The sequence below is a fragment of the uncultured Tenacibaculum sp. genome (genome assembly GCF_947499065.1).
Taxonomy (GTDB): Bacteria; Bacteroidota; Bacteroidia; order Flavobacteriales; family Flavobacteriaceae; genus Polaribacter.
In genome coordinates this window covers 182,133-209,056 of record NZ_CANMMT010000004.1, presented here as the reverse complement: position 1 = coordinate 209,056, position 26,924 = coordinate 182,133, and the positions used below count along the sequence as shown (strand labels likewise).

The following is a 26,924-nucleotide window of genomic DNA, read 5'->3' as shown; positions in this document are numbered from 1 at the left end:
TAAAACATACATTTAAATGAAGAGAACTTTTAACCACCTTTTATGTTTAATTTTTATCAGCTTTCAACTAAACTCTTGTGCTCAACAACAGAAATCAAAAACCAAAAAAGCTATAAAAGAAACAGAAACTTTACAAGTAAGAACTGGTGCTGATAGAATTAATTTATACTTACCAAAACTAAAAGGTAAAAACGTTGCTATTGTAGCCAATCAAACATCAGTTTTAGAAGTTTTACAAAGAGCCGAAGTAGCTCCAAACGTAATGGGTTCAAAGTTAGTTCAATTTCATTTAGTTGATTACTTAAATGATTACAATGGAATTAACGTTCAAAAAGTTTTTGCTCCTGAGCATGGTTTCCGTGGAAAAGCAGACGCTGGTGAAACTGTTATAGATGGTATTGACACTAAAACAAAGTTACCTATTATATCGTTATACGGAAAAAACAAAAAACCTTCTACCGAACAGTTAAAGGGTATTGATGTTGTCGTTTTTGATATACAAGATGTAGGAGCTCGTTTTTACACTTATATTTCTTCTTTACATTATGTTATGGAAGCCTGTGCTGAATCTAATATTCCAGTTATTGTTTTAGACAGACCTAACCCTAACGGACATTATATTGATGGTCCTGTATTAGAACCTAAACATAAAAGCTTTGTAGGAATGCATCCTGTTCCTGTAGTTTACGGAATGACTATTGGTGAATACGGACAAATGATTAATGGTGAAAAGTGGTTAAAAGAAGGAATCCAATGTGATTTAACTGTAATTCCATTAGAAAACTATACACACGATTACAAATACAACTTACCAATAAAACCTTCTCCTAATTTACCTAATGATACATCCATAAACTTATATCCTAGTTTATGTTTTTTTGAAGGAACAAAGGTTTCTGCTGGAAGAGGAACGGATAAGCAGTTTCAAATTTACGGTTCTCCATTTATAGCTAATGCTAAATTTAGTTTTACTCCCCAACCAAACGAGGGTGCTAAGTACCCTAAGTTTAAAGGTGAATTATGTTATGGTGAAGACTTAAGAAAAACTCCTTACTTAGCTGAATTAAATCTTTCTTGGTTATTAAACGCTTATACAAACTCTCCTAAAAAAGGCTTTTTCAATGCTTTTTTTACCAAACTAGCAGGAACTAAGAAATTACAGCTACAAATTGAACAAGGTATTTCTGAAAAAGAAATTAAAAACTCTTGGAAAAAAGACTTGGAAAACTTTAAAAAAGTTAGAAGCAATTATTTACTTTATAAATAACTATCAATACTTAATTATAAAAATGCATAGCGCATATACATAAGTTTCATGTATATGCGCTATATTTTTTAACTATATTTGTTTGAAAAAATTGCATGGAGTTTATTCCTACATACTTTGTACACCTAAATAAGTTTAGTTTAATCAATAATGAAAAGCATCGATTCAGATAACTAAAAGTTTATCTTTAAAGAAATTGTCAACCAATATGAAAAGAAATTCCGTAAACACCCAAAAACGAAATCAATACTCTATCTTATTCCCTATTTTGACAATTCTTTCAATTGGAGCTATTATTGTTTTTGCAAATAATTACGAACCTAATTGGAGTTATAATTGGAGTGGAATTAGAGTAAAAATAAAAGACTCCATAAAAAAATCGGAATTACGAGGAATTACAAGCGGTGTTGGCGGAATGGGAGTTTCTACAATAGATGAAGTAGATAGAAGAAAATGGATTATGAAACACGCTACAAAATCTGAGCTTCAAAAATTGATTGAATACCCTAATGGGACTGTCAAAGCAATTGCATATGAAGGTCTATTAAGAAAAAAAGATTTTGTCAATAAAACTGAATTAGTTTTGAAAGCAATCCAAGACACAACATATCTTTTAGAGTTTCAATCTGGATGTACTGGATGGAACAGAGAAATTGGAAGGTATCTAGTTCAAGATGTTTTAATGATTGACGACCAAATTCCTAAATTACCTCCTAGTATGCGCACAAATTTTGGGTTATCCAAAATTGATAAAGACAAAATATTATCCGAATATAAAAAGCTCCCAAAAGAAGAATATTAAAATACTATACTTTACAACGTTCTTGTAGAGGTACACTCCATATATAAACCATTCATTAAAAACATCTGTGAATAAATTAACCAATTATACAACTGAAAAGATATTTACTAGACTTTTAACAAATAAGTCTAAGAAAAACTATTGGAATTATGTGGGTGAATTACGAAAGCGAAAAACTGACGAAATTTTTAAAAGAAGTGTTTTATTAACCAAATCTAATTTTGCTAAAGAAAGAATAATAGGAATAGATATACTATCTCAATTTGGTTTTCCAAGACTTTATAAAAAAGAAATATTAACATTATTCTTTGATTTATTAAAACACGAAACTAATAAAAATGTTATAACTTCAATATTATATGGAGTTGGACACAACAATGAAAAATTAACAAATAAACAAGTTGAACTGCTTTGTTCTTTTCAAAACCATAAAAGTGTATCCGTAAAACGTAGCTTAATTTCTTCTCTTCTTTCGGTTGAAAAAGATAATGCTATAGATACTTTAATAAAACTATCGAATGATAAAGATTCTGACATAAGGGACTGGTCTACTTTTGGAATCGGAAGTCAAATTGAAACAGATAACGAGAAAATAAGAACTGCTTTATGGAATAGAATTTCAGATAAAGACGAAGAAACAAAATATGAAGCTATTACTGGTTTAGCTCAAAGAAAAGATGAGCGAATAAAAGAAGTTTTAAAAAAAGAACTTAAAAACATTGACGGAAATTGTTCTCTTATTTTAGATTCTATTGAGTTACTCAATGCTAAAGAGTTTATTCCATTACTAGAAAAGAAAGTTATCGAAAATAAAAAATCAAAAAAAGTAAATGAAGATTGGCTTTTAGATACTATAAACAAGCTAAACGAAAAATAAATTCATAACAATAATGTAAATGAAGCAAGTATTAGTTATAATATTAATTTTTGGAAGTCTAAATTTATTTGGACAAAAATCAGATATTGAAAATTTAATTAATCAAATCGTTAAAGATGAAGTTCCCGAAAATTTTAAATATTTTTTTTTAGTTTCTAAAAGTATTGAACAACAAAAAATACACGAAATACGGCTAAATCATGAAATAAGAAAATTAAAATTAGCTAATAAAAACTTTCCTAACGATTTTATTTATACACAAGCTGAAAAAGATACTATTAATTGGGAAGATTATAATTTAAATAAAGTAAAATATGTTTCTTCTAAGAAGAATTATATTCGTTATTTATCCCCTCCACAAACTAAAAAAATAAGGTTTGTTAAATACAGAATTGACCAAAAGAAATATGACAGTTTAATTAACAACAAAGAACCATATACATTAATTGTAAAAAAGAAATGGTTATGGAATAAAAAAAGAATTTGGCATAACAAAAAGTTCTATGATACTTTTGTTAAAAGCTGGAATATTGACGATAAAAATAATCCTGAAGAAACTGTTTATTTTCATTTTTCAAAACCAATTTTTTCAAGTAACAAGAAATATGCATTAGTTTCTATAATCAAAAAAAGACGTTGTAGCGGAAGTGAGTTTACAACATTTTATAAAAATGATAATGGAGTTTGGAAAAAAATTAAAGAATTTAAACTCGGTTTCTTTAGCACTTTTACAACACATATTAGATGCGAAGATATTAAAAGGGTTAATTATGAATAAAAACTACTCCTCCCTAACCATAAACTTCCATAATAACATTGCTAAAACACTTCCTAATATAGGTGCTATAATATATATCCATAGTGAATGAATATTTCCAGAAAGTACTGCTGGTGCTAAACTACGAGCTGGATTAAAAGAACCTCCTGAAATTGGACCTGCAATTAAAATAATTCCAGTTACAAAAACACCTATAACTATTCCTGCTAAACAACTGTAATCTTTTTGACTCGTTACCCCCAGAATTGTTAGCATCAAAAAAAATGTTAATACAGTTTCTAGCACAAATGAAGAGATTACACCTCCACTAGGTAAGGTTTCGCCTAAAGTTTGTGTTTCTGCAAAGATTAAGTATAATAATACGCTTGCTAAAAAAGCCCCAAGTACTTGAGCAATCACATAATGTATCACTTCTCTTTTAGGTATTAACTTACCAACTGCTAAAGCAATGGTAACCGCTGGATTGATATGCGCTCCAGAAAATGCTCCAAAGACATAAATAATTCCCATTATAACAATTCCAAAAGCTGCTGAGATTCCTAACAACCCTAAACTTCCTTCTGATAAAGAATTTACAATTACAGCTCCTGTACCGCAAAAAACCAATGTAAATGTCCCAATAAACTCAGCTATATATTTTCTCATAATTACTTAGCTATATTCAATAAAAAAAGGATAGCCATGGCTACCCCCTTTCTTTCACCTTTTCTTCTTTTAAATTGCGTTTGCTCCTGCTTCTGCTACTATATGATCGTTTTCTACTGAGCTACCACTTACTCCAACAGCACCAATAATAGTTCCGTCTGCATCTTTTACAGGTACTCCTCCTGGAAATGTAATTAATCCATTATTAGAGTTCTCTATATTAAATAAAGGCGCTCCTGGTTGCGATAATTCTCCTATTACTCCAGTATTCATATCGAAAAAACGCGATGTTTTTGCTTTTTTAATTGAGATATCTAACGAACCTAACCATGCTCCATCCATACGAGAAAAAGCTACTAGATTTGCTCCTGCATCTACTACAGCTATGTTCATTTTAGTATGTATTGCTTCAGACTTTTCTTTTGCTGCTACAATTATTTTTTCTGCTTGTTCTAATGTAATATTCATCTTCTTATTTATTAATATTTCCGATGCAAAATTACAGTAGCTTCAAAGCTTAATAGTTACAAGATAGGTTCATCTTGTTATGAAAAAAGGTCAAATTAAATTTCTGATGGATTGATTCCAAACTGATTTTTAAAAGCAGCACTAAAGTTTGACAGGTTATTATATCCTAAATCTAAGTATACATCCGAAGGACTCTTGTTTCCTTTTTCCAAAAGCTCTTTAGCTTTATTCAATCGTTTATTTCTAAACCATTTTCCTGGAGATTCCTTGTACTCTTTTATAAAGTGTCTTTTAAACGTTGAAAGACTCATATTACATAAAAAAGCTATTTCGTCTAAGGTAAGTGATGTATAAAGGTTTTTCTCAATAGTCTTTTTTAAAGGAGAAGCTTCTTTTGATATTAATGAGAATAAATAGTCTTCAAACGATTCGCCATACTTGGTAATTAAGTACACCAATAACTCATCAAACTTAATAGCTAATAAACTTTCTACTAACTCTGACTTTGTGTTCTTAATGGTATTCAATGAGTTTAAATAAGATTCTATATAATCGTCATTTTCTATTACATAGCATGAATTAGCTTGCATCTCTTTTTCTGTACTACGACCATGTTTTTGAAAAAACTCTTTTAGTTTTTCTTCCGAAAAGAATAGCAATTTACAATAATAAGTTTCTTCAGCATCTAATAACTCACTCCAAAGGCAATTCCCTTTTTTAATTAAAATTGATTGTGAATTATCTACTAAAAAAGCGCCTTCTGCAAAATGAACCTGCTTTTTCCCAGTCTGTAAAAAACTAAACATATGCATGTTCAGATTTACTTTGGTTTTAATAGCATCCTCATTCATCTTGAGGTCATACACAAAAAGCTCAGGAAGTTTTGTACTTTCTATATAAGATTCAGGTATGTTATCTATAGGTATTTTACTCACTAAGCTATTTTCTTAAACTGTTAATTTAAGAAACCTTGCTCTTGCATCCAAGAGTCAGAATAAATTTTGTCCATGTATCTTATTCCGTGGTCTGGTAAGATTACCACCACTACACTATGTTCATCGAACATATCTTTATCGGCATACTGTTGTACTGCTTGCATTACTGCTCCAGAAGTATATCCACAAAATAATCCTTCAGTTTTTACCAACTCTCTCGATTTCAAAGCAGCTTCTTTATCAGCTACTTTTTCATAGATATCTACAACGTCGAAATCTGTTGATGAAGGAATTAAGTTTTTCCCTAAACCTTCTATTTTATAAGGAGAGATTTCGTTTGAATCAAACTCGCGAGTCTCATGATATTTTTTAATCACAGATCCAATTGCATCTACTCCTAAAATTTGAACATTAGAATTTTGTTCTTTTAAGTAACGCCCTGTTCCAGAAATGGTCCCTCCCGTTCCACTTGCTACAACAACATGTGTTACTTTACCTTCGGTTTGTTCCCAAATCTCAGGACCTGTAGTATGGTAATGCGCTTCAATATTTAGTTCATTGAAATATTGATTGATGTAAATTGAATTTGGAGTTTCTTTATGAATTCTTTTTGCTGTTTCATAATACGAACGAGGATCGTCTGCAGCTACATTTGCAGGACACACATGAACCTCAGCTCCCATTGTTTTTAAAACATCAATTTTGTTTTGAGATGACTTATCGCTTACTGCCAAAATACACTTATAACCTTTTACCATAGCTATCATTGCTAAGCTAAAACCTGTATTTCCTGAGGTAGTTTCTACAATAGTATCTCCTGGTTTCAGAATTCCTTTTTTCTCTGCATTTTCAACAATATGTAAAGCTATTCTATCTTTTGCTGATTGCCCTGGATTGAATGCCTCAACTTTCGCGTAAAATTTACCCGGCAAGCCTTTTGTAATTCTATGTAGTTTAATTAAAGGGGTTTGTCCTACTAGTGCTAGTATATTATCGGCTATTTGTTGATTTCTATCCATTATATTTAATAAAAAAACGTCATTACGAGGGTGAATAACGAAGTAATCTTTTTTTATTGAGATTGCTAATCTTCGTTGCTCTCGCAATGACGCTTACACTCAATCGAGCGCAAAAATATAACTATTTTTCTAACTTATCTTCTAACATTAAAAAGAATGCATATTCTTCAGCTGTTTCTTTTAATGCATCAAACCTACCTGAAGCACCTCCATGTCCTGCATCCATGTTTGTATGTAAGAACAACATGTTATCATCAGTTTTTAAATCTCTAAGCTTTGCTATCCATTTTGCAGGCTCCCAATATTGTACTTGACTATCGTGTAAACCTGTAGTAATTAACATATTTGGATATGATTTTGCTTCTACCTGATCATATGGAGAATACGATTTAATGTAGTCGTAATATTCTTTATCGTTAGGATTCCCCCATTCGTCATACTCACCAGTAGTTAATGGAATACTATCATCCAACATAGTTGAAATTACATCTACAAATGGTACTGCTGATATAATTCCATTATACAGTTCCGGATTCATATTGATAACTGCTCCCATTAGCAATCCTCCTGCTGATCCTCCCATTGCATATAAATGCTCTGGCGATGTATATCCGTTATCAATTAAATATTTAGAACAATCAATAAAATCGGTAAATGTATTTTTCTTATTCAACATTTTACCATCTTCATACCACTCTCTTCCTAAATACTGACTTCCTCTAATATGTGCTAATGCATACACAAAACCTCTGTCTAATAAACTTAAACGTGTTGTTGAGAATCCATCAGAAATAGTATATCCATACGAACCATATGCATATTGTAATACTGGTGTATTTTTATCAATCTTAGTGTCTTTATGATGTACAATTGATAAAGCTACTTTTTTACCATCTCTAGCTGGCACCCAAATACGCTTACTTACATAATTTGTTTTATCAAACTTTCCACCTAATACTTCCTGTTCTTTTTTGATTTCTTTTGATTTATCTTTCATGTTGAAATCAATTACCGAACTTGGAGTTGTCATAGAATTATATGAGTAACGGATGATATCTGTATCAAATTCTGGATTTGAATACACTCCTGCTGAATAAGTTTCTTCATCAAAAGGTAAGTAATAATCTTCCGAACCATCCCAACGCTTAATTCTAATCTTGTTTAATCCGTTGTTTCTTTCTTCTAAAACTAAATAGTCTTTAAAAATTGAAAAATCTTCGAATAATGTATCTTCTCTATGAGGAATAACATCTACCCAATTCTCTTTAGTAGTTTTATCTTCTGGAGTTTTCATTAACTTAAAGTTAGTTGCTCCATCTTTATTTGTTTTGATATAGAAATGATCACCATAATGCGCAATATCATATTCTAAATCACGCTCACGTGGTTGAACAACTCTAAAATCTCCATCAGGATTATCAGCTTCTAGTACTTGATACTCTGTAGAAACCGTATTATACGAACCAATTACTAAGTATTTTTTCGATTTTGTTTTCGTTACAAAAGTTCCAAATGTTTCGTCTTTTTCTTCAAAAACCAATACATCTTCAGATGAATCTGTTCCTAAAACGTGCTTATATATTTGTGAACTTCGTAATGTTTTTGGATCTTTCTTTGTGTAGAAAATTGTTTTATTATCATTTGCCCAAACTGATCCTCCTGTCGTATTTTCAATCTTATCTGGATAAACTTCACCAGTCTCTAAGTTTTTAACTTTTATAAAATACTGACGACGGCTTACTGTATCTGTTGCAAAAGTTGTTAATTTATTATCAGGTGATACACTTAAACCTCCTAATTGGAAGTAATCATGTCCTTCTGCTTCATCATTAACATTAAACATTATTTCCTCTTCTGCCTCTAAACTACTTTTCTTACGACTATAAATTGGGTATTGTTGTCCCTTTTCATAACGAGTTATATAGAAATATCCGCTTTTCTTATAAGGTACTGATTCATCATCTTCCTTAATACGACCTTTCATTTCCTCAAATAACTTCTCTTGAAACTCTTTCGTATCTTTTGTTACTTCATCGTAATATGCATTCTCTGCATTTAAATAATCGTATACTTTTTGGGTTTGATTGTCTTTAACTTCGGCATTTTTTTGCTCATCAGTTAAACGCATCCAAAAGTAATTATCTATACGCACATCTCCGTGTTTCTCTAAGGTAGTTGGCTGCTTATCAGCAACTGGAGCTTTTATGTCTTTCTTCATTTCTTGTTTTTTGCAGGACGCAAAAATAAGGCTAAATGCGATAGCGGGGAACATAATTTTTTTCATTTTTATTTAAATTAAACATTTTACTTGTGAAAATACTATTTTTGCTTGTATATAAATAATAAAAAAGACGATTAATGTTTGGAGATATTTCTGGTATGATGGGCAAAATAAAAGAAGCCCAGCAAAAAGTTGAAGAAACTAAAAAACGTTTAAATACAGTTTTAATTGACGAATCTGCTGCCAGTGGTGCTATAAAAGTTACGGTTACTGCCAATAGAGAAGTAAAAGCAATCACAATAGACGAATCTTTGTTAGAAGACAAAGAAGAATTAGAAGACTATTTAATTTTGGCTTTAAATAAAGCTTTAAAAAGAGCTGGTGATATTAATGAACAGGAATTAGCTATTGCTGCCAAAGCTGGTATGCCTAATATTCCTGGAATGGATATGTTTAAATAACAACTAAGATGTTTGTACAGTTTGAAGATTATATGTTGCCTTGCTTAAACAAAAAACTCTTTGGAGTTGATTGTTTAGGATGTGGTATTCAACGTGCTTTAGCTCTAATTTTAAAAGGTGAATTTATAGAAGCTTTTAAAATGTACCCTGCTATTTACACGCTTCTTCTTTTAGCTTTTGTTATTATTCTTAACTTCTTTTATAAAGTTAAACATGCTCAAAAAATAATCAGTATTTTAGCTGTAATTAATGTACTTATTATCGTGATAAGCTATATTATAAAAATGAATCAATTAACTTAATTTTATAAATCTACTATGGAAAAACAATTTAACCCAACTGTTATTTATGTATTATCAATTATAAGTTTTTTATGTTGTTGTTTTGGTGGTTTAGGTGTTGTTTTAGCTGCACCTGCCTTTATTATTGCAAACAACAAAATGAAAGATGCTGAAGCAAACCCAGAACAATATGATGCTGCATCTTTAAAAGCAATAAAAACTGCTAAAACAGTTGCTATGATTGCATTAATTATTAACGTTGTTTATTTAGCTCTTACTGGTTACAGATTGGCTACTGGTTGGGATGAAATGATGGAACAAATAAATGAGATAATAGAACAAAGTAGATAAAAACTTCTGTTTAAATAAAAAGCGATCCAATTGGGTCGCTTTTTTTATACAACTATTTCAACAAAAACCTTCATAAAGTAAGGATTCCTAATTATATTTGCAACCTCTAGATTTCTTCATGTTTTAAGAAAGTAGAAATCAATTGATTTTTAATAATAAGTATAATGCAAAGCAATTTATATATAAAGTCAAATAACATAGTTATTGATAACTTAGATGAAATTCATTTTAGTCAATCTAACAAAACAATTATTGAGCAGTTCTTAAAAGAATTCAAACATAGAAAAGCGCTACAAGAATTTAATTTGCCAATAGATAATAAAATTCTCCTTTATGGTCATACTGGTTGTGGTAAAACAATGACGGCAAAGGCTATAGCTGGTGTTCTTAAAAAGCCAATGGTTATTCTAAATTTAGGTGGCATTGTTTCTTCTAAACTAGGGGAAACTGCTAAAAATATTCAAAGTTTATTTGACAAGGCTATTAGACAAAACGCAGTACTGTTTATTGATGAGTTTGATGCAATCGCAAAAATGCGCGACTATGATCAAAAAGACTCTGGAGAAATGAAAAGATTAGTGAATACTATTATTCAACTTATAGATTATTTACCTGATAACGTTATTTTAATTACTGCTACCAATTATAAAGAAATAATAGATACTGCAATACTAAGGAGGTTTCAAATACAACTAGAGTTTAAGCTTCCTACAAACAGTTTATTGGATGTATATTATACAAGCTTACTATCTCAGTATCCTGAAAAATATAGAGATATTCAAAGAATCTATAATGTTTCTTATGCAGAAGCAAAAAACACTGTTTTTAAAGAGTTAAAACGACAAATTATTTTAGAAGAAGAACTAAAATTAAGTATTTAATAATTACTGAACGATACAAAAAAAAAGTTCAAAAACATTGATTTATGAGTACAACTATCGTAGATAATTTACGCATCATACAAAACCGAATAAATAATGCTTGTAAAAATTCAGGAAGATCTACAAAAGAAGTTCGGCTTTTATTAGCAACTAAAACTGTTAGTCCCGAAAAAATTAGTATTGCTATGCAAGAAGGTGTTACTTTAATGGGTGAAAATAAAGCTCAAGAGTTTAAAGATAAATGCAATGCTGTTGCTGAATGGAATCCTGAAATTCATTTTATTGGTCATTTACAATCCAATAAAATAAAAGAAGTATTAAAATGGTGTACTTGTATTCAGTCCATAGACAGGCTTTCTCTTGCCGAAAAACTTCAGCAAAGACTCTCTTTTGAAAATAAAGAAATAGATGTGTACATTCAAGTAAATACATCTAATGAAGAAAGTAAGTTTGGTATTAGTCCTGAAAATGCAATTGAATTGATTAAACAAGTTTCGAAACTTAAAAACATTCATATAAAAGGCTTAATGACCATTGGTTTATTAAGTTCTGAGTCAAACGAAGTACGAAAGTGTTTTAAACTATTAAAAGCTATTCAAGAAGAAGTTATTCAATTAAATATTCCTAATGTATCTATGGATGAATTATCAATGGGCATGAGTAATGATTTAGAAATAGCTATTGAAGAAGGTGCTACTATTGTTAGAGTCGGAACTGCCATATTTGGAGAAAGAATTTACCCTGATAGTTTTTATTGGAACGAACAAAATTAAAACACACTTAACCTTACATAGTTAGAACTTATTTAAAGCATAATTTAAATCATACCTTTTGCCTTAAACTCTAAGTATTTGTTTATTACATTTACCGATAATTGTGCTGGTTTTGTTAAAATAGCATGCACACTATTTTTTTCTAGCTCTTTAACTATCAACCTTTTTTCATAGGCATATTTTTCGGCTATTGTTTTGTGATATATGCTTTGTAAATCTTCTGTATTTTCTGTGATTAACTTATCTAATTCTGTATTTTCAAAAAATACTGTAACTAATAAATGTTTTTTAGCAATCATTTTCAAATAAGGCAACTGTCTTTTTAAAGCTGAAATATGCTCAAAGTTTGTATATAAAATCAATAAACTTCGTTGATTTATTTTTCGCTTTATAGTAGCATATAATAAAGCAAAATTAGCATCTGAAAAATCGGTTGTGATTTTATATAATTCTTCATTTATTACCGATAAATTCGTTTTCTTATTACTTGCTGCTATTATTTTTTCTACATTTTTAGAAAACGTAAGCATCCCTGCTTTATCATTCTTTAACAATGCTATATTTGAAAAAGCCAATGTTGAATTAATTGCATAATCTAACAACTTCAATCCTTCAAAAGGCATTTTCATAACACGTCCTACATCAATAATAGAATATATGGGTTGTGATTTTTCATCTTGGTATTGATTCACCATCAACTCTCCCCTTTTTGCTGTGGCCTTCCAATTTACAGTTCTGACATCGTCACCAGGAATATAGTTTTTTATTTGCTCAAACTCCATGGTATGTCCAATACGCCTAATTTTCTTCATTCCAAACTCTGTCAAATTATTATGCATTGCTAAGAATTCATACTTCTTCATTTGAACATAAGAGGGATATACTTTTACGGCTTTATCATTTGAAAAAACATATCTTCTTGAAAAGATCTGTAATAATGTTGAAACAAATACATGCAAATTTCCAAACTTATACTCTCCTCTTTCTACTGGACGAACATTATAGGTAAACGATTTTTTATCGGCTACTTGAAGTGATGTTAGATAATCAAAATCTCTTTTTTGAAATTGTTCTGGCAATTCATCGATAACTGAAACAAAAACCTGAAATGGATATCTATTTTCTAATGTAATTGCTATTTCATTTTCATCTGAATTAGATAATTTATCAGAAACTATACGTTGAGCTGAAAAACCTTTTTTAAATCGATATAAAACTATTAAATCAATACACATGGTTATTAAAAACAACCAAACAAACATCCACGTAAGTGAATATAATACAGGTAACCAGAACGACAATAAAAATAATCCTGATATAATGCTTATGTATATAAAAAAGCGATTATGTATGTATATAGATTTAAAAAACTGAATCACTATCTTGGTACTTCTACTGATTGTACAATTATTTCTATGACTTTATCTGCAGTCATTCCTTCCATTTCTCTTTCTGGAGTTAACATTATTCTGTGGCGAAGTACTGGATAAATACTTTTCTTCACATCTTCTGGAATTACAAAATCACGTCCGTTAATTGCTGCAAACGCTTTTGCTGCCATTAATACTGCAATACTTGCTCTTGGTGAACCTCCTAAATATAAATGCGAATTATTACGTGTATTTGAAATTAACTCAGCAATGTATTTTATAATTTTTTCTTCTACTAAAACATCAAATACTTTACTTCTATACTCTAACAGCTCTGTCTCCGTTAAAACAGTTGTTACTTTTGTTTGAGGCAACGCTCCTTTACGTTCGTTATGAGCTGTTAAAATTTTAATCTCCTCTTCTAAATTTGGATAACCTACATTTATCTTAAACAAGAAACGATCTAATTGAGCTTCTGGCAATGCATATGTTCCTTCTTGTTCTATAGGATTTTGTGTTGCTAACACCATAAACGGTGGTTTCATTTCATAACGAGTTCCATCCATGGTAATTTGTTTCTCTTCCATTACCTCAAATAAAGCAGCTTGCGTTTTTGCTGGTGCTCTATTTATCTCATCAATTAGAACAATGTTAGAGAATATAGGTCCTTTTTTAAATTCAAAATCAGAAGTTTTCATATTCAAAACAGAAGTTCCTAATACATCAGAAGGCATTAAATCTGGTGTAAATTGAATTCTACTAAAATCTGTAGCAATTGTTTTTGCTAACAACTTAGCTGTTACTGTTTTTGCTACTCCTGGAACACCTTCTATTAAAACATGTCCATCTGCTAACAATGAAACTAATAATAAGTCTATAAAATCTTCTTGTCCAACTATAACTTTAGCTAGCTCTTCTTTTATTTTTACTACTGCTTCCTTTAATTTAGATAAATCTATTCTATTTGAAAACAATTCATTTGATTCGATTGTTGGATTCTCTACACTCATCCTATTCTTTTTTATTCTTTAAACGCTTCTATAGCTTTGTTTAACGCTATTAATTCTTCTTCTTTTATATGTTCTTTTGACGCTATTGCATCTATCTTTTTAAACAAATTGACTACATCTTCATATGGTTTTCCACTCCTACTTGATAATTTCTCATAGAAAGCTTCGTCTATTTTTAATGTTGACAATCTGTAAGTAGTTCTTATATATTCTAAAAAGTAATTTATTTTATGTGATGCTATATTTTTATGATCTGATTTTTCATAATACATGTTAGCTATTGTTCTTGTAAAAGCTAAGGTTTGATTTTTTAAAGGTGTAATTACTGGAATAAATCGCTGTTTTCTTTTCCCTTTAAAAACAATAAAAAACAATACCCCTATTAAAGCCACATAATAAGCCCATTTTAAATGTTTTGAACTTAACACATAATGCATTGGCGAGGCTATTCTACTCTTTCCCGTTTTGTAATATGTGTCCCATAAAATTATATTATTACTATAACTTTTTCCTTCGCCAATACCTGAATTATCTTCATCTAAATACGACAATACATTTCCTACATATTCATAATTATCTTCTAGCAACATACTATAATTAGTAAATGCTTGGGGAAAAGTATGCAAATAAAAATACCCTTTTCCGTACTTTGTTCTAATATAATTAGCTTTGGCACTTTCAATTACACCATCTCCATCTTTAATAATTATCTCTCCTAAAATGGTTGTATTTAATGTGTCAATTTCTGAAAAGTATCGTTTCGGAAAGTCTCTATCAAAATAATACTCTTTGTTTCCAAACTCTGGATTACTCATTTTTTGATATGCCTTTTCTTCAAATGCAGACGTACTTAATTGCTTTGTTCTTACATTTAAAGTATCTATATAAATACCATTTGTTGCTATAAATACATTATTTCCTCGTTCTACAAAATCTAATAATTCTTCAAACTCTTCATCTCCAAAATTAAGAGCATTATCTATAAACAAATAAGTTCCTTTACGTGTAGAATCTTTTAAAAATAGATACGGGTTTTGATATATATCTTTTACTTTCTTTTCTGAAAAAAGAGATGGCAACTCTTCGTGTAAAATATATGTTCCATAAGGTATCTTGTGATTTGCAGCATAACTTGGAAACCAATTTATTTCTTTTGGTTTTACTGATTCAATATAAACAATACCAAGTATTATAAATATCAATAAACCAATATATATTTTTAGTTTTTTATCCAATTCCTTAAATTTTAGCAATCACACTTTTAAAGTTTGTTTCGGCTTGTAAAAACTTTTCTTTATCTATTAAAAAATCTCCATACCAAACATAATCATATAAATAAGTCAGTTTTTTAAACTCTGAGTACAAGCTTTTGTTTAACGATAACTCTTTTATATAATCTTCGTTTGTTTTTTCTTGTTGCCAAGAAATCAATTCTTTTTCCGATAGATTTTTCAACAACAATAAGTAATAATAACGTACTGCTAGTTGATAATTTCCTTCATTAATTGCTTTTTGAATTAAACCTGGTAAATCCTTATCTCTTATCAACGCTTCATCTTCTGAAAGATTTACAATAGACTTTGCGTTTTTACCTTCCATAATACTTCTTGCTTTTACTTTTAAAAAGAATTTTATAATAAAAAATAATACTAATCCAGCAATTATATATGGTAAGGCTCTTAAAACATCCCATAAAAAACCTACAGCTGGAGTAATATCTTCAAAGAAATAAGACAATATATTTTTTACAATCCTTTTTAACCAATCCCAAAATTTGTCAAAAACTGTCGGTTCACTTTCTTGAACAATATATATAAACTCCTTTTGTTTTTTATACTCTTCTATTTTTTCAGCATCAAATTTCTTTTGCTCGATTCTAGAATCGTCAAACTGAACTTCCTTTTTTTCTTCTTGTGAAAAAACACATAAAGAAAATAATAAAAACGTTATGTAAAAAAGATACTGTTTCAAAATATTATTGACCTAAACCATCTATTTTTTCAATTGTTCCTGTTAAGTTCTTTTGCTCATTAATATCAAAATATATAAACACGTTTGTTATTAATGTTATAGAATAAAAAAAGAATCTACCTATATATGCTATAATTGTTAAAATTAAAAAGATAGGATCCATAAAAATATTAAAAATCTGAGTTGGATCTTGATTTTTAACTCCTATTCCCATTTGTACGAATTGATATATAGTTGCAGGTATTTGAAATATATAACCTAAAATCATAACTAATAATCCAACAACAATTACAACTCCTAATGTTTCCCAAAAATGACCATTTATAAAGTTAAAGCTTTTTCCAATTGCATCAGTAGCAGAAACATTTTCATATACAAATATAGAAGCAGTTAAAGACAAAACAGGTATGGTATAAAAAAGCGGTAAAAAACACAGCATAGCACTAATCACAAAGATTATTCCCATTAAAAAAAGCATTCCTGTAAAAGACCAAAACTTTGATTTAATTTCTTTTTTAATATAATCTTCTTTTACAATTCCCTCATTGTCTATATAAGATTTTATATAATACATACCAGCCAAATTAACATAAACCAATGCTATTAAGTAAAAAATAGACATTAGTATAGCTGATAAAAACATTCCCCCTGCAAAACCTAAATTAGGAGTAGGATTGGAATTTGTTTCAAAATCTAATCCTGAAAACATACTAGAAGCAGAATACATGTAGAAAATTAAAGATGCAATTGCTAATAATATAGGAATAATAGATACTTTCATTATTGTTTTAAAAAAAGGCTTTCCTTCTAACCTTATGAATTTAAAAGCATCGGTAATAATACTTCCTAAATCTCTTTCTCTTTTAAATTCTATATATTCTTTAGTCATTTGTTAATTGATTTTTATGTACTTGTATTGGATAGATTACGTAATAAAATATTATAATAGTCAAGGATGATAAGATTATCAAAACTGCTAACCAGTCTGGCATTTCAGTATGTCTGGTTACAAAACCTTCTAAAAAACCAGCTATGATGAAAAAAGGAATGGTACTTACCATAATTTTCAATCCATCTTTCATACTTCTTTTAAAAGATTCTAATCGAGAATATGTTTTAGGAAATAACAATCCATTACCCAAAACTAATCCTGCACAACCTGCTATTACAATTACTGATATTTCTATGGTTCCATGAATCCAAATGGTTCTTGAAGATTCCCACAACAAACCTTTATCGTAAAAGAAATACAAAAACGAACCTAGCATAATTCCATTTTGCATCATTATATATAAAGTTCCTACAGAAAATAACATTCCTAAAACAAAAGCATACATTGCTACTCTTATGTTGTTTACTGTAATACCTATAAACATATCTAATTCATTCGCTTTTTTATAAACTGCCATAGGATCACCTTTCTCTATGTTTTCTAAAGTCATGTTTACATAGTTATCACCTAAAATGAGTCGTACAAAATCAATATCGTTTGCTGATGAAAAAGCTCCACATAAAGTAAAAAAAGCAAATACTCCAAAAGCAATTAATAGTTGCTTTTGATGCTTATAAAACAATAATGGAAATTCAGTTTTAAAAAAACTAAAGAGTCTATTCTTACTCTCCTTCTTGGTTTTATATATTTTTTGATGTGCTACTGAAGCAATCGAATTCAAGTACACTACAGTATTTCCTTTTGGATAAAAGGTTTTAGCGTAGCTTAAATCGTCAGTCAATTCAACATATAAATCAGATAATTTATCAGGGGACACAACTGCTTTGTTGTATAAAACATCTTCAAAAAGTTGCCATTTTTCTTTGTTCTTATTTACAAAAGCAGCTTCTCTCATTTTTTAAGAAAAATAGTAGTTTTCTTTCGTGCAATTTCTTTAATCATAGAATCTTTTTATCTTCGCTAAGCTAAAAAAAGTTAAAGAAACAACAATAAAAAAAATTGAAAAACTAATCAATGGATAATTTTCAAATAGAAACTGCACAAAATATTTCTATAAATCAAAATGTAGCTCATATAACAACGCGCATAGGTTCGTATTTAATTGATGCCTTATTTATAATTGGTTATTATATAATAATCATACTTATTATGGGGATGTTAGACATAGCTCCAAGTATGGAATACATGAGTTTATGGGCACTTATTAGTTTACCTGTCTTTTTTTATAGCTTAATTTTTGAGGTATTAATGAACGGACAAACGCCTGGTAAATATTTTAACCAAATTCGTGTTGTAAAACTAGATGGTTCTAAACCTACATTTGGAAGTTATTTAATTCGTTGGTTATTACGTGTTATCGATTTTACCTTGGCTAGTGGTTCTGTCGCTGTTTTAACTATTCTTTTAAATGGGAAGGGACAACGCTTGGGTGATTTAGCTGCTGCAACTACAGTAATTTCTGAAAAGAAAAGGATTAGTTTAAAAGACACTATTGCTAGTGATATCGACAACAATTACACTCCTACATACACACAAGTTACTTTATTAAAAGATAGTGACATACATACTATTAAAAATGTATTTAATGATGCTAGAAGAAAAAGAAATCATAAGGTAATTCTAAAATTACATCAAAAAATCATTGAATTAACAGGTATTCATACTGAGGAAAAACCAATAGACTTTATTAATACTGTTATTAAAGATTATCATTATTACGCACAACAATAAATTACAGACTAAATTCTTTTAATTTATTTCACTGGAAATTAAACGACTAAAAAGACTCCCCTTTTTTCGTTAATAAAAAGCTTTTAAAAAAGCAGATTTAACAATTTTAATCTTTTATTTTCGCCCTCCCCTTATCCAAAAAAACACAAATTTCTGACCGATAAGAAATAAGCATGGCAAACGAAAAAAACTGGTTACAATACTATAAAAACAGTTTATTTGATAGTGAAAACTTAGCAATAGATATTGCTAAAATTAAAAACCTTTTTCATCAAAACTCATCTGATTTGAGTAATGCTCTAATCAATTCAAAGCAAGTAAATGAATTGTTAGATGTTGAAGAAAGAAGAATTAACAGATTAAGAGGAGTTACCAAAAAAGACGATCCAAAGTGGCATCAAGTAGAAGAAACTAAAATACTTATAGCTCCTTTTCATTTAACATATCAAACAGAAAATCCAAAATATAAAAATAGAACTATACATCCTTTTTGGATAACTGTTGTTGCAAATAGATCTGGACAATTATCTGCTCCAAAAGAGATATTTCCTTTAATTGTTCGTAACTATTTAACTCCAATGGCTGATGTAAAAAATGATTTTATTTTTTCATCAATAGACAGCATTTTAGATGCTAAAAATATAGAAGAACCAGAACCTGAATATGAAGATGAACCAGTTGCATGGGATGAATATTGGGATTATATCAATGAGGTTTTTTTAGATGTTACACGTCATAATTTATACAGTTATAAAACAGAAGGATATAATACAGTACATCAACTAACTTACTTTGCTGTAAGTTCTAAAATTGCCACTGCAAAAAGTATTCTTTTTCTTTATGAAAACTTATTAAAAGATGAAGAAGAACTTCCTGCTCTTTCAAAAATAATTAGTCCTTATGTGAGAGAAAGAAGACAAGCGATTACAGATAAAGAGTTTTTAAGTTACAATCATTTGCATTTAGGTCAAATGTCTAATGAATTTCCTTTATCTATTAGTCAGCGTAAAACATTACTTTCATATTTAGTAGCTGAGGAAAATGCTGTTACAGCCGTAAACGGACCTCCAGGAACTGGAAAAACTACATTACTACAAAGTTTAGTTGCTACGGAATTTGTAAAAGCTGCTATTAGAGGTGAAGATGCACCTGTTATCGTGGCTTGTTCTAATAACAACCAAGCAGTAACTAATATTATTGATAGTTTTATCAATTCAAAAAGTACCATGGAAGGTTTATCTGAACGATGGATTCCAGATTTTAATGGATATGCCACCTACCTACCTTCTAACTCTAAAAGTGAAAAAACTTTAAAAGGAATTAATTTTTTAAAAGGAAATCTTTTCAAACATGAAGGTACTTTATGTAATTTAGAAAATGAAGATTATATACAAGAAGCGGCTTACTATTTCCTAACTAATTACTGTAATTACTTTAACGTATCTTCAAATTCTCTTGAAGATGCTTGTAATCATTTACAAGATGAAATTATAGCAATAGAAGACATTCTAATTGATGGAGTTGAATTTTCTGAAAACTATATCAATTCTATAGAAAATATAAACAGCATCCTTTTAAATGAAAGTGATTTCATAGACAAAGATGATTTTAAAATTGGAAAACTTCAAGAATGGAGAACCATTATAACCAATTTAAAAAACGCATCGAAAGACATGGATTTCAAAACTAAAGTACAGCAGTATTTTAGTATTGGTAGCTCTTCAAATACTGAAGACTGCATCTTTAAAATGGATGAATTTACATTTAATAATCAAAATAGAACTGTTTCATTTTTAAAAGAAAGTATTAACAACTTTAATTTAATTCTACAGTCTCACCTGAAATTAAAAAATTGGAAATATGAAAATAACATCCAAGGCTTTCCTTCTACTAAAGAAGCGCTGATGTGGGATAATGAATATGAGAAATTAAATTCGACTGATAAAAGCAATCGTTTTTATTACGATGAATTAGATGTTAACTTACGTCATAAAGCCTTTCTTTTAGCAACCCATTATTGGGAGGCCCGTTGGTTATTAGAAACTCAAGACGCTATAGAAAACGATACAGAAAGAGGTACTGGAGAATTAGCTATTCAAGCAAAATGGAAGCGTAGAGCTATGCTAACACCTTGTTTTGTGGCTACTTTTTATATGGCTCCAACACATTTCTTATTTAGTCAATTTCAAGGAGAAAACGAATACGGAAAACCTGTTTTTGAATACCTACCGCTATATAATTTTTTAGACTTATTAATTATTGATGAAGCTGGACAGGTAACTCCAGAAGTTAGTATCCCTATGTTTTCTTTAGCTAAAAAAGCCTTTGTTGTTGGCGACTTAAAGCAAATTGAACCTATATGGTCTATTCCTGAAAGGATTGATGTAGGAAACTTAACTAGCCTTAATATGCTTGAAAATAAAAGCGACACTTCTTATCTTGGTGATATTGGTTTTTTGGCATCAAGTGGAAGTATTATGAGAATGGCTCAAAACGCTTGTGAGTATGAAACTCCTTTGAAGGAAGAAAAAGAGCAAGGATTAGTTTTATTAGAACACAGAAGATGTAACGATGAAATTATTGATTTTTGTAACGAATTAGCTTACAATGGTATCTTAAAACCTATGAAAGGAAAAACAAAAGATACTCAAGCCTTTCCTCCTATGGTCGCTTATCATGTTGAAGGAGTTAGCGAACGTAAATACAATAGCCGTCGTAACATAAAAGAAGTAAACGCTATTATAACTTGGTTACAGCAAAACAAGGAAACTATTCAAAAAGCTTATGGTGTAGATACTATTGAAAAGCAATTGGGAATCATTACTCCATTTGCAAGTCAAAAAGGAGAACTTTCCAAAGCTTTAAGCGAAGCTGGTTATAAAGTTAATGATATTAAACTAGGAACAGTGCATGCATTACAAGGAGCTGAACGTAATATCATATTATTTAGCTCTGTATATTCAAACGAAGATGAAGGAACCATGTTCTTTGAAAAAGACAACAAACCTAACATGTTAAATGTTGCTGTTTCAAGAGCAAAAGAAAGTTTTATACTATTTGGTGACACTCGAATTTTTGACGAAACAAAAAACACACCTTCGGGAGTATTAAAAAAGCATTTACATGTGCATGAAATGGTAAATTAAATGTATTTAATATATTTGAATAAAATTAATTGCTTAAAAAGTTACTACTTTTTTGCGCCTAAATATTAAACTACTATGAAAGTAAAAATTAAAATTGCTATCCTAGCTGCCATAGGATTTATTTCAACGTCCTTCGCTCAAGGACACCAATTTAACGTTACAAAAAATAGTCCTAATTTTCCGAATGGTGTTGCTAATCAAGTTTCTTATATTGACTTTGGAGACATCCAGTTTTGGGGCTATATGGAAATTACTCTAACTTCTGGATACAGCTATCAAAACAGCGTTGGAAAATATACTAAAATTTATGAAATCGGTAAAAACCCAGGTAATTTACTCTATAGATCTTCAAGTGAAACAAAAACAGTTTTTGGTTTATTATCTAACCAATGGAAATTAGGAGAAGCTTTTTTAGATACAAACAATCATTTAAAAATCCCCATATATCATTTAGTATCTACGAGCAATACTCTAACAATAAACATTAATGGACTATCTAAAACAACCTTTGATAAAAACTTAATTACAATTACCTCACCAACTGTAGTTTCAAACAATGAAACTAGAGACTATGTAACTTATAAATCTCAAGTTAACATTATGGATAAAGTAGGTATAGGAACGTTAATCACAGGTCCTCATAAATTAGCAGTAGAAGGTTCTATTGGCGCTAGAGAGATAAAAGTTTTAGCAGCTCCTAACTGGGCTGACTTTGTTTTTGAAAGTAACTATAATTTACCAACGCTTTTTGAAGTTGAAAATCATATAAAAGAAAAAGGGCATTTAAAAGACATTCCTAGTGCCAAAGATGTTAAAAACAATGGGTTCTTTTTAGCTGAAATGGATGCTAAACTACTTCAAAAAATAGAAGAACTAACTTTATATACCATTACTCAGGAAAAACAATTAAAAATTCAAAAAGAAAAAATCAAAACATTAGAAGCTCAAACTAAAGAAATTAAAGAACTGAAAGAATTAGTAAAAAAGCTTTTAGAAAATAAATAAAGGAAAAACTTCATAAAAAAAGCAGTATTGAAATTTCAATACTGCTTTTTTTATCACCTCTAAAAGTTTATTATTTCTTAAACTCAGAAATTGTTTTCTTTATAATAGAAATACAATCACGTAATTGCTCCTCATTCATCACTAATGGTGGTGCAAAACGGATAATGTTTCCGTGAGTTGGCTTAGCTAATAAACCATTATCACGTAATTTAATACAAATATCCCAAGCAGTTGAGCTTTCTTCTGTATCGTTAATTAAAATCGCATTTAATAATCCTTTACCTCTTACTGAATTTACTAAATCTGTTTGCTCAGTAAATGCTGCTATTTCCTCTCTAAAAATCTTACCTAAACGCTCTGCATTTTCAGCTAATTTTTCTTCTTCAACAACTTCTAAAGCCGCTATAGCAACAGCTGCTGCAACTGGATTTCCTCCAAAAGTAGAACCATGATTACCTGGCTTAATAACATTCATAATGTTATCATTTGCTAATACTCCAGAAACTGGATAAGCTCCACCACTTAATGCTTTACCTAAGATTAAAATGTCTGGTTTTACATTTTCATGATCTACCGCTAACATTTTTCCTGTACGTGCAATACCTGTTTGAACTTCATCTGCTATAAATAATACATTATGTTTTTCACACAATACCTTAGCTGCTGCTAAATATCCTTCAGATGGTACATATACTCCAGCTTCTCCTTGAATAGGCTCAACTAAGAAACCAGCTATGTTTTTATCACTTTCTAAAGCCTCTTCTAAAGCTTTTAAATTATTATACTCTATTTTAATAAACCCATTTGTATAAGGTCCGAAGTTCTTACGAGCAACAGGATCATTAGAAAACGAAATAATTGTAGTAGTACGTCCGTGGAAATTATTTTCACAAACTACAATTTGTGCATCATTTTCATTAATTCCTTTTACTTCATAAGCCCATTTTCTACATAACTTTAAAGCAGTTTCAACAGCTTCAGCACCAGTATTCATTGGTAATAATTTGTCAAAACCAAAAAGTTCTGTTGCAAATTTTTCATACCTTCCTAACATGTCATTGTAAAATGCACGAGAAGTTAATGTTAATGTTTGCGCTTGATTTACCATTGCTCCAACAATTTTTGGATGACAATGCCCTTGGTTTACTGCAGAATAAGCAGATAAAAAGTCATAATACTTCTTACCTTCAACATCCCATACGTACACTCCTTCACCTTTACTTAAAACCACTGGTAATGGGTGATAGTTATGTGCTCCGTGTTTGTTTTCTAAATCGATCGCTTGTTGCGAAGTTAATTGGTCTAAAACAGCCATTTTTAATAATTTTAAATTTATAAAATAACCATTCCTTATCTACCTTTATCCTTTCGAAGAAGTTTCGAAAATTCAGCGTGGGAAAGAAATCATCCCTAAAAAGTCCTGCAATTTACTAAATATTCAGGGCATTTAAAATCTTATTCCGATATTTTTCCAGACAATGAAGAAACTTGCAACTCCAATCTTTTAATCTCTCTTAATAATGCATTTTTATCCATTTGCATCCATGCGAATATTTTTAACATACTTACACCTAGTAAGAAAATCATAGTTCCTACCCCCCATTTTATTAAATCTTTTGTTGCTTCCGAATTAAAAAACTGAACAATACAGTAAATAAAAAGCCCAAAGAATACTAAGGTCATGATATTCATTAAAACCATAATCCATTTATTCTTCCCTTGAAATAACCCACCAATCATTTGAAAAACATTCTGTTCATCTAATTCCTCATAAAATCTTGCCTCCTCTTCAGTTAAGGTTTCTTTTATTAATTTGTCAATATCTTCTGATTTCTCCATAATTTTATGTTTTTATTATTTTCTTTAATTTTTCTCTTGCATGAAACAACCTTGATTTTGCTGTTCCAACCGATATATCTAAAAGTTTACTTATTTCTTTAAGTGAATATGATTCAGTATAAAACAACTTAACAACCATCTGTTGTTCTATTGATAATTTTTGAATTGCTTTTAACAAACTACTTTTCAATTTTTCTTCTTCATTAACTTCTATAGAAACAACTTCTTTTGCATGCTCATTGTAATATTTTTGGTACTTATCTAATACTCTTTTATCTGCTCTCAACCAATCTATCGCCTTTCTATTTACAATACTAATTGCCCAACTTTTAAATCGATTGGGGTTTTCAAGTTCTCCTAACTTTCTTATAATAACCTGCCAACTTTCTTGAGCTATATCTTTAGCTATATCTCGGTCTTTTACATACCAAAAAGCAAGCTTACAAAATTGAACATGCCATTTTTTCACTAAAGCTGTTAGTGCTTTTTGATTTCCTTCTTTATAGGCTAAAATCAAATCTTTATCAGTAATATTATTCAATTTTTTCATTATCGATTACACCTCATAGACGTATGAAAAGCTAAAAGGTTCAATTTTCTTTTTAAAAATAGAAATTTAAGTTTGAGTTAAAAGTATTTGAAACCATATCTTTTCCTAATTTTGCAAACCATAAATTATAGTTTACAATGCCACGTAGAGAACGAAATAAGTTTGTTAAGAGAAACGAAACGATAGAAATTTTAATTGAAGATTATGCCTTTGGAGGAAAAGGAATTGGAAGAATTCGCTCAGATGAAGGAGTTTTTGTTGTTTTTGTTCCCAACACTTTACCAGGACAGTTGGTAAAAGCTCGTGTAGTTAAGTCGAAAAAGAAATATGCTGAATGTAAACTAGTAGAGGTTATAAAACATTCAGAAAACGAAGTTGAAGTTCCATATCAAGATATTCCAGGTGCTCCATATATTCAGCTACCTATTGATCTTCAACATCAATACAAAAAAGAAAGTACACTTTCTTTGTTTAAACGAATTGGTAAAGTTGAAAATATAGAAGATTTATTTGACGAATTCGTTGCTTCTCCTAATGTATTTCACTACCGAAATAAAATGGAATATGGATTTTCTGCTATAGGTTACGATAGAGTTAATAAAAAAGATGATGATTTTTTCACCCTAGGTTTTAAACGCCGTGGTGTTTGGTGGATGGGAGATAATTTAGATAAAGACTCTGGATTATTTGATGCTCAAGTTGAAGATAACTTAAAAGTAATTAGAGAATACTGTGAAAAAACTGGTTTAGCTCCTTGGCACGGACCAAAAAAAGAAGGATTCTTCAGATATTTTGTTGTTAGAAAGTCATACAAAACCAATGAGTTATTATTTAATTTGGTAACAACTTCATATGATTTACCTAAATTTGACTTACAAGCTTTTGCTAATTTATTAAAAGATATTTTTGGAGATCGATTAGCAGGATTACTACATACCATTAATGATGAAATTGGCGATAGAACTATTGCTACTTCTGGAAGTATTAGTCTTGTTACTGGAAAAGATAAAATTGTAGAAGAATTATTAAATCTAAATTTTGAAATAAGCATGAAAAGCTTTTTTCAAACTAACCCAAAATCTGCAGAAAAACTATATACCAAAGTTGTTGATTATGCGTTAGAAAACAAGGATGCAATAGACAATACAGTTGTTATGGATTTGTTTTGCGGAACTGGAACTATAGGTCAAATAATTGCTTCAAAAGCTAACAATACTAAAATTGTAGGTGTAGATATTGTAGTCTCAGCTATTGAAGATGCTAAGAAAAATGCTGAAAGAAACAATATAAAAGGTTTAGAGTTTTATGCTGCTGATGTTGGTAAATTTTTAAATGAGCACCCACAATTTAAAAACAAAATAAGAACTATCATCTTAGATCCTGCTCGTGCTGGTATTGCTCCAAAAACACTTAAAAAAATCATAAATCTAAATGCAGATAGAATGGTTTATGTATCTTGTAACCCAGCAACTCAAGCTAGAGATACAGAAGAGTTAATGAAAAATGGCTATCAATTAAAAAAGATTAGCTTGGTAGATCAATTTCCGCATACAGCGCATATTGAAACAGTAGTATTATTTGAAAAATAATT

At 29.7% G+C, this 26,924-nt stretch carries 27 protein-coding genes; 13 read left to right on the top strand and 14 right to left on the bottom strand.

The window, feature by feature from the left end:
* Positions 1-16: 16 nt before the first annotated feature.
* From Q0958_RS10610 to Q0958_RS10595, 4 genes are all read left to right on the top strand, one after another.
* Entirely contained in the window at positions 17-1,267 is a 1,251-nt protein-coding gene (locus tag Q0958_RS10610; RefSeq protein ID WP_299122786.1) for a DUF1343 domain-containing protein, read from the top strand.
* Positions 1,268-1,475: 208 nt separating this feature from the next.
* The gene (locus Q0958_RS10605; RefSeq protein ID WP_299122784.1) at positions 1,476-2,069 is read left to right on the top strand and encodes a hypothetical protein; all 594 of its coding nucleotides are present in this window, start codon (positions 1,476-1,478) and stop codon (positions 2,067-2,069) included.
* 67 nt (positions 2,070-2,136) lie between these two features.
* A complete protein-coding gene (locus tag Q0958_RS10600) occupies positions 2,137-2,946 on the top strand; it encodes a HEAT repeat domain-containing protein (protein ID WP_299122781.1) in 810 nt (269 codons plus the stop codon).
* A gap of 19 nt (positions 2,947-2,965) precedes the next feature.
* On the top strand, positions 2,966-3,724 hold the full coding sequence (locus tag Q0958_RS10595) for a hypothetical protein (protein WP_299122779.1): 759 nt from the start codon (positions 2,966-2,968) through the stop codon (positions 3,722-3,724).
* 3 nt (positions 3,725-3,727) lie between these two features.
* Here the strand turns inward: Q0958_RS10595 and Q0958_RS10590 are convergent, their stop codons facing one another.
* The 5 genes from Q0958_RS10590 to Q0958_RS10570 form a co-directional block, all read right to left on the bottom strand.
* A complete protein-coding gene (locus Q0958_RS10590; RefSeq protein WP_299122777.1) occupies positions 3,728-4,369 on the bottom strand; it encodes an MIP/aquaporin family protein in 642 nt (213 codons plus the stop codon).
* 69 nt (positions 4,370-4,438) lie between these two features.
* Positions 4,439-4,837, bottom strand: coding sequence for a heme-binding protein (locus tag Q0958_RS10585; RefSeq protein ID WP_299122775.1), 399 nt, complete (start codon positions 4,835-4,837; stop codon positions 4,439-4,441).
* Positions 4,838-4,932: 95 nt separating this feature from the next.
* On the bottom strand, positions 4,933-5,772 hold the full coding sequence (locus Q0958_RS10580; RefSeq protein WP_366140151.1) for an AraC family transcriptional regulator: 840 nt from the start codon (positions 5,770-5,772) through the stop codon (positions 4,933-4,935).
* Between the two features lie 20 nt (positions 5,773-5,792).
* Positions 5,793-6,791, bottom strand: a complete 999-nt coding sequence (locus tag Q0958_RS10575; RefSeq protein ID WP_235274666.1) for a pyridoxal-phosphate dependent enzyme — start codon at positions 6,789-6,791, stop codon at positions 5,793-5,795.
* A gap of 121 nt (positions 6,792-6,912) precedes the next feature.
* Complete coding sequence (locus Q0958_RS10570) at positions 6,913-9,009, bottom strand: S9 family peptidase (RefSeq protein ID WP_299122771.1); 2,097 nt, start codon at positions 9,007-9,009, stop codon at positions 6,913-6,915.
* Positions 9,010-9,149: 140 nt separating this feature from the next.
* On the opposite strand from Q0958_RS10570, the gene Q0958_RS10565 reads away from it, so the two are divergent.
* From Q0958_RS10565 to Q0958_RS10545, 5 genes are all read left to right on the top strand, one after another.
* The gene (locus tag Q0958_RS10565; RefSeq protein WP_299122768.1) at positions 9,150-9,473 is read left to right on the top strand and encodes a YbaB/EbfC family nucleoid-associated protein; all 324 of its coding nucleotides are present in this window, start codon (positions 9,150-9,152) and stop codon (positions 9,471-9,473) included.
* Positions 9,474-9,481: 8 nt separating this feature from the next.
* Positions 9,482-9,775, top strand: a complete 294-nt coding sequence (locus tag Q0958_RS10560; RefSeq protein WP_299122766.1) for a DUF2752 domain-containing protein — start codon at positions 9,482-9,484, stop codon at positions 9,773-9,775.
* A 15-nt stretch (positions 9,776-9,790) separates the two neighbouring features.
* On the top strand, positions 9,791-10,105 hold the full coding sequence (locus Q0958_RS10555) for a CCC motif membrane protein (RefSeq protein ID WP_299122764.1): 315 nt from the start codon (positions 9,791-9,793) through the stop codon (positions 10,103-10,105).
* Positions 10,106-10,269: 164 nt separating this feature from the next.
* On the top strand, positions 10,270-10,986 hold the full coding sequence (locus Q0958_RS10550) for an ATP-binding protein (protein ID WP_299122762.1): 717 nt from the start codon (positions 10,270-10,272) through the stop codon (positions 10,984-10,986).
* A 44-nt stretch (positions 10,987-11,030) separates the two neighbouring features.
* Positions 11,031-11,759 (top strand): YggS family pyridoxal phosphate-dependent enzyme, encoded by a 729-nt coding sequence (locus Q0958_RS10545; protein WP_299122760.1) that lies wholly within the window; start codon positions 11,031-11,033, stop codon positions 11,757-11,759.
* A gap of 44 nt (positions 11,760-11,803) precedes the next feature.
* Here the strand turns inward: Q0958_RS10545 and Q0958_RS10540 are convergent, their stop codons facing one another.
* The 6 genes from Q0958_RS10540 to Q0958_RS10515 are packed head-to-tail and all read right to left on the bottom strand — an operon-like array spanning position 11,804 to position 17,957.
* On the bottom strand, positions 11,804-13,135 hold the full coding sequence (locus Q0958_RS10540) for a DUF58 domain-containing protein (RefSeq protein ID WP_299123135.1): 1,332 nt from the start codon (positions 13,133-13,135) through the stop codon (positions 11,804-11,806).
* Positions 13,136-13,137: 2 nt separating this feature from the next.
* On the bottom strand, positions 13,138-14,139 hold the full coding sequence (locus tag Q0958_RS10535) for a MoxR family ATPase (protein WP_299122759.1): 1,002 nt from the start codon (positions 14,137-14,139) through the stop codon (positions 13,138-13,140).
* An 11-nt stretch (positions 14,140-14,150) separates the two neighbouring features.
* Positions 14,151-15,374 (bottom strand): DUF4350 domain-containing protein, encoded by a 1,224-nt coding sequence (locus Q0958_RS10530; RefSeq protein WP_299122757.1) that lies wholly within the window; start codon positions 15,372-15,374, stop codon positions 14,151-14,153.
* 4 nt (positions 15,375-15,378) lie between these two features.
* Positions 15,379-16,110 (bottom strand): DUF4129 domain-containing protein, encoded by a 732-nt coding sequence (locus Q0958_RS10525; protein WP_299122756.1) that lies wholly within the window; start codon positions 16,108-16,110, stop codon positions 15,379-15,381.
* 4 nt (positions 16,111-16,114) lie between these two features.
* Positions 16,115-16,999: a hypothetical protein gene (locus tag Q0958_RS10520; protein WP_299122754.1), complete on the bottom strand. Its 885-nt coding sequence runs from the start codon at positions 16,997-16,999 to the stop codon at positions 16,115-16,117.
* Positions 16,992-17,957, bottom strand: coding sequence for a stage II sporulation protein M (locus Q0958_RS10515; RefSeq protein ID WP_299122753.1), 966 nt, complete (start codon positions 17,955-17,957; stop codon positions 16,992-16,994). The genes Q0958_RS10520 and Q0958_RS10515 overlap by 8 nt, the downstream gene beginning before the upstream one ends.
* A 119-nt stretch (positions 17,958-18,076) precedes the next feature.
* Between Q0958_RS10515 and Q0958_RS10510 the strand changes: the two genes are divergently transcribed.
* The 3 genes from Q0958_RS10510 (at position 18,077) to Q0958_RS10500 (ending at position 22,944) form a co-directional block, all read left to right on the top strand.
* Entirely contained in the window at positions 18,077-18,793 is a 717-nt protein-coding gene (locus tag Q0958_RS10510; RefSeq protein ID WP_299122751.1) for an RDD family protein, read from the top strand.
* A 173-nt stretch (positions 18,794-18,966) separates the two neighbouring features.
* On the top strand, positions 18,967-21,939 hold the full coding sequence (locus tag Q0958_RS10505) for an AAA domain-containing protein (protein WP_299122749.1): 2,973 nt from the start codon (positions 18,967-18,969) through the stop codon (positions 21,937-21,939).
* A gap of 75 nt (positions 21,940-22,014) precedes the next feature.
* Complete coding sequence (locus Q0958_RS10500; RefSeq protein WP_299122748.1) at positions 22,015-22,944, top strand: hypothetical protein; 930 nt, start codon at positions 22,015-22,017, stop codon at positions 22,942-22,944.
* 70 nt (positions 22,945-23,014) lie between these two features.
* On the opposite strand, the gene rocD is transcribed toward Q0958_RS10500, so the two are convergent.
* From rocD to Q0958_RS10485, 3 genes are all read right to left on the bottom strand, one after another.
* A complete protein-coding gene (gene rocD, locus Q0958_RS10495; protein ID WP_299122746.1) occupies positions 23,015-24,259 on the bottom strand; it encodes an ornithine--oxo-acid transaminase in 1,245 nt (414 codons plus the stop codon).
* A gap of 140 nt (positions 24,260-24,399) precedes the next feature.
* Positions 24,400-24,783 (bottom strand): DUF6768 family protein, encoded by a 384-nt coding sequence (locus tag Q0958_RS10490; RefSeq protein WP_299122744.1) that lies wholly within the window; start codon positions 24,781-24,783, stop codon positions 24,400-24,402.
* Between the two features lie 4 nt (positions 24,784-24,787).
* The gene (locus Q0958_RS10485; protein ID WP_299122742.1) at positions 24,788-25,333 is read right to left on the bottom strand and encodes an RNA polymerase sigma factor; all 546 of its coding nucleotides are present in this window, start codon (positions 25,331-25,333) and stop codon (positions 24,788-24,790) included.
* 137 nt (positions 25,334-25,470) lie between these two features.
* Between Q0958_RS10485 and rlmD the strand changes: the two genes are divergently transcribed.
* Positions 25,471-26,922 (top strand): 23S rRNA (uracil(1939)-C(5))-methyltransferase RlmD, encoded by a 1,452-nt coding sequence (rlmD, locus tag Q0958_RS10480; RefSeq protein ID WP_299122741.1) that lies wholly within the window; start codon positions 25,471-25,473, stop codon positions 26,920-26,922.
* Positions 26,923-26,924: the final 2 nt, after the last annotated feature.

What these genes read in the sequence shown, in the direction of transcription:
- Q0958_RS10610 (WP_299122786.1), top strand. Translation starts at nt 17, where the DNA reads ATGAAGAGAACTTTTAACCACCTTTTATGTTTAATTTTTATCAGCTTT.
- Q0958_RS10605 (WP_299122784.1), top strand. Translation starts at nt 1,476, where the DNA reads ATGAAAAGAAATTCCGTAAACACCCAAAAACGAAATCAATACTCTATC.
- Q0958_RS10595 (WP_299122779.1), top strand. Translation starts at nt 2,966, where the DNA reads ATGAAGCAAGTATTAGTTATAATATTAATTTTTGGAAGTCTAAATTTA.
- Q0958_RS10590 (WP_299122777.1), bottom strand. Translation starts at nt 4,369, where the DNA reads ATGAGAAAATATATAGCTGAGTTTATTGGGACATTTACATTGGTTTTT.
- Q0958_RS10585 (WP_299122775.1), bottom strand. Translation starts at nt 4,837, where the DNA reads ATGAATATTACATTAGAACAAGCAGAAAAAATAATTGTAGCAGCAAAA.
- Q0958_RS10575 (WP_235274666.1), bottom strand. Translation starts at nt 6,791, where the DNA reads ATGGATAGAAATCAACAAATAGCCGATAATATACTAGCACTAGTAGGA.
- Q0958_RS10570 (WP_299122771.1), bottom strand. Translation starts at nt 9,009, where the DNA reads ATGAAGAAAGACATAAAAGCTCCAGTTGCTGATAAGCAGCCAACTACC.
- Q0958_RS10565 (WP_299122768.1), top strand. Translation starts at nt 9,150, where the DNA reads ATGTTTGGAGATATTTCTGGTATGATGGGCAAAATAAAAGAAGCCCAG.
- Q0958_RS10560 (WP_299122766.1), top strand. Translation starts at nt 9,482, where the DNA reads ATGTTTGTACAGTTTGAAGATTATATGTTGCCTTGCTTAAACAAAAAA.
- Q0958_RS10555 (WP_299122764.1), top strand. Translation starts at nt 9,791, where the DNA reads ATGGAAAAACAATTTAACCCAACTGTTATTTATGTATTATCAATTATA.
- Q0958_RS10550 (WP_299122762.1), top strand. Translation starts at nt 10,270, where the DNA reads ATGCAAAGCAATTTATATATAAAGTCAAATAACATAGTTATTGATAAC.
- Q0958_RS10545 (WP_299122760.1), top strand. Translation starts at nt 11,031, where the DNA reads ATGAGTACAACTATCGTAGATAATTTACGCATCATACAAAACCGAATA.
- Q0958_RS10535 (WP_299122759.1), bottom strand. Translation starts at nt 14,139, where the DNA reads ATGAGTGTAGAGAATCCAACAATCGAATCAAATGAATTGTTTTCAAAT.
- Q0958_RS10520 (WP_299122754.1), bottom strand. Translation starts at nt 16,999, where the DNA reads ATGACTAAAGAATATATAGAATTTAAAAGAGAAAGAGATTTAGGAAGT.
- Q0958_RS10515 (WP_299122753.1), bottom strand. Translation starts at nt 17,957, where the DNA reads ATGAGAGAAGCTGCTTTTGTAAATAAGAACAAAGAAAAATGGCAACTT.
- Q0958_RS10510 (WP_299122751.1), top strand. Translation starts at nt 18,077, where the DNA reads ATGGATAATTTTCAAATAGAAACTGCACAAAATATTTCTATAAATCAA.
- Q0958_RS10505 (WP_299122749.1), top strand. Translation starts at nt 18,967, where the DNA reads ATGGCAAACGAAAAAAACTGGTTACAATACTATAAAAACAGTTTATTT.
- Q0958_RS10500 (WP_299122748.1), top strand. Translation starts at nt 22,015, where the DNA reads ATGAAAGTAAAAATTAAAATTGCTATCCTAGCTGCCATAGGATTTATT.
- rocD (WP_299122746.1), bottom strand. Translation starts at nt 24,259, where the DNA reads ATGGCTGTTTTAGACCAATTAACTTCGCAACAAGCGATCGATTTAGAA.
- Q0958_RS10490 (WP_299122744.1), bottom strand. Translation starts at nt 24,783, where the DNA reads ATGGAGAAATCAGAAGATATTGACAAATTAATAAAAGAAACCTTAACT.
- Q0958_RS10485 (WP_299122742.1), bottom strand. Translation starts at nt 25,333, where the DNA reads ATGAAAAAATTGAATAATATTACTGATAAAGATTTGATTTTAGCCTAT.
- rlmD (WP_299122741.1), top strand. Translation starts at nt 25,471, where the DNA reads ATGCCACGTAGAGAACGAAATAAGTTTGTTAAGAGAAACGAAACGATA.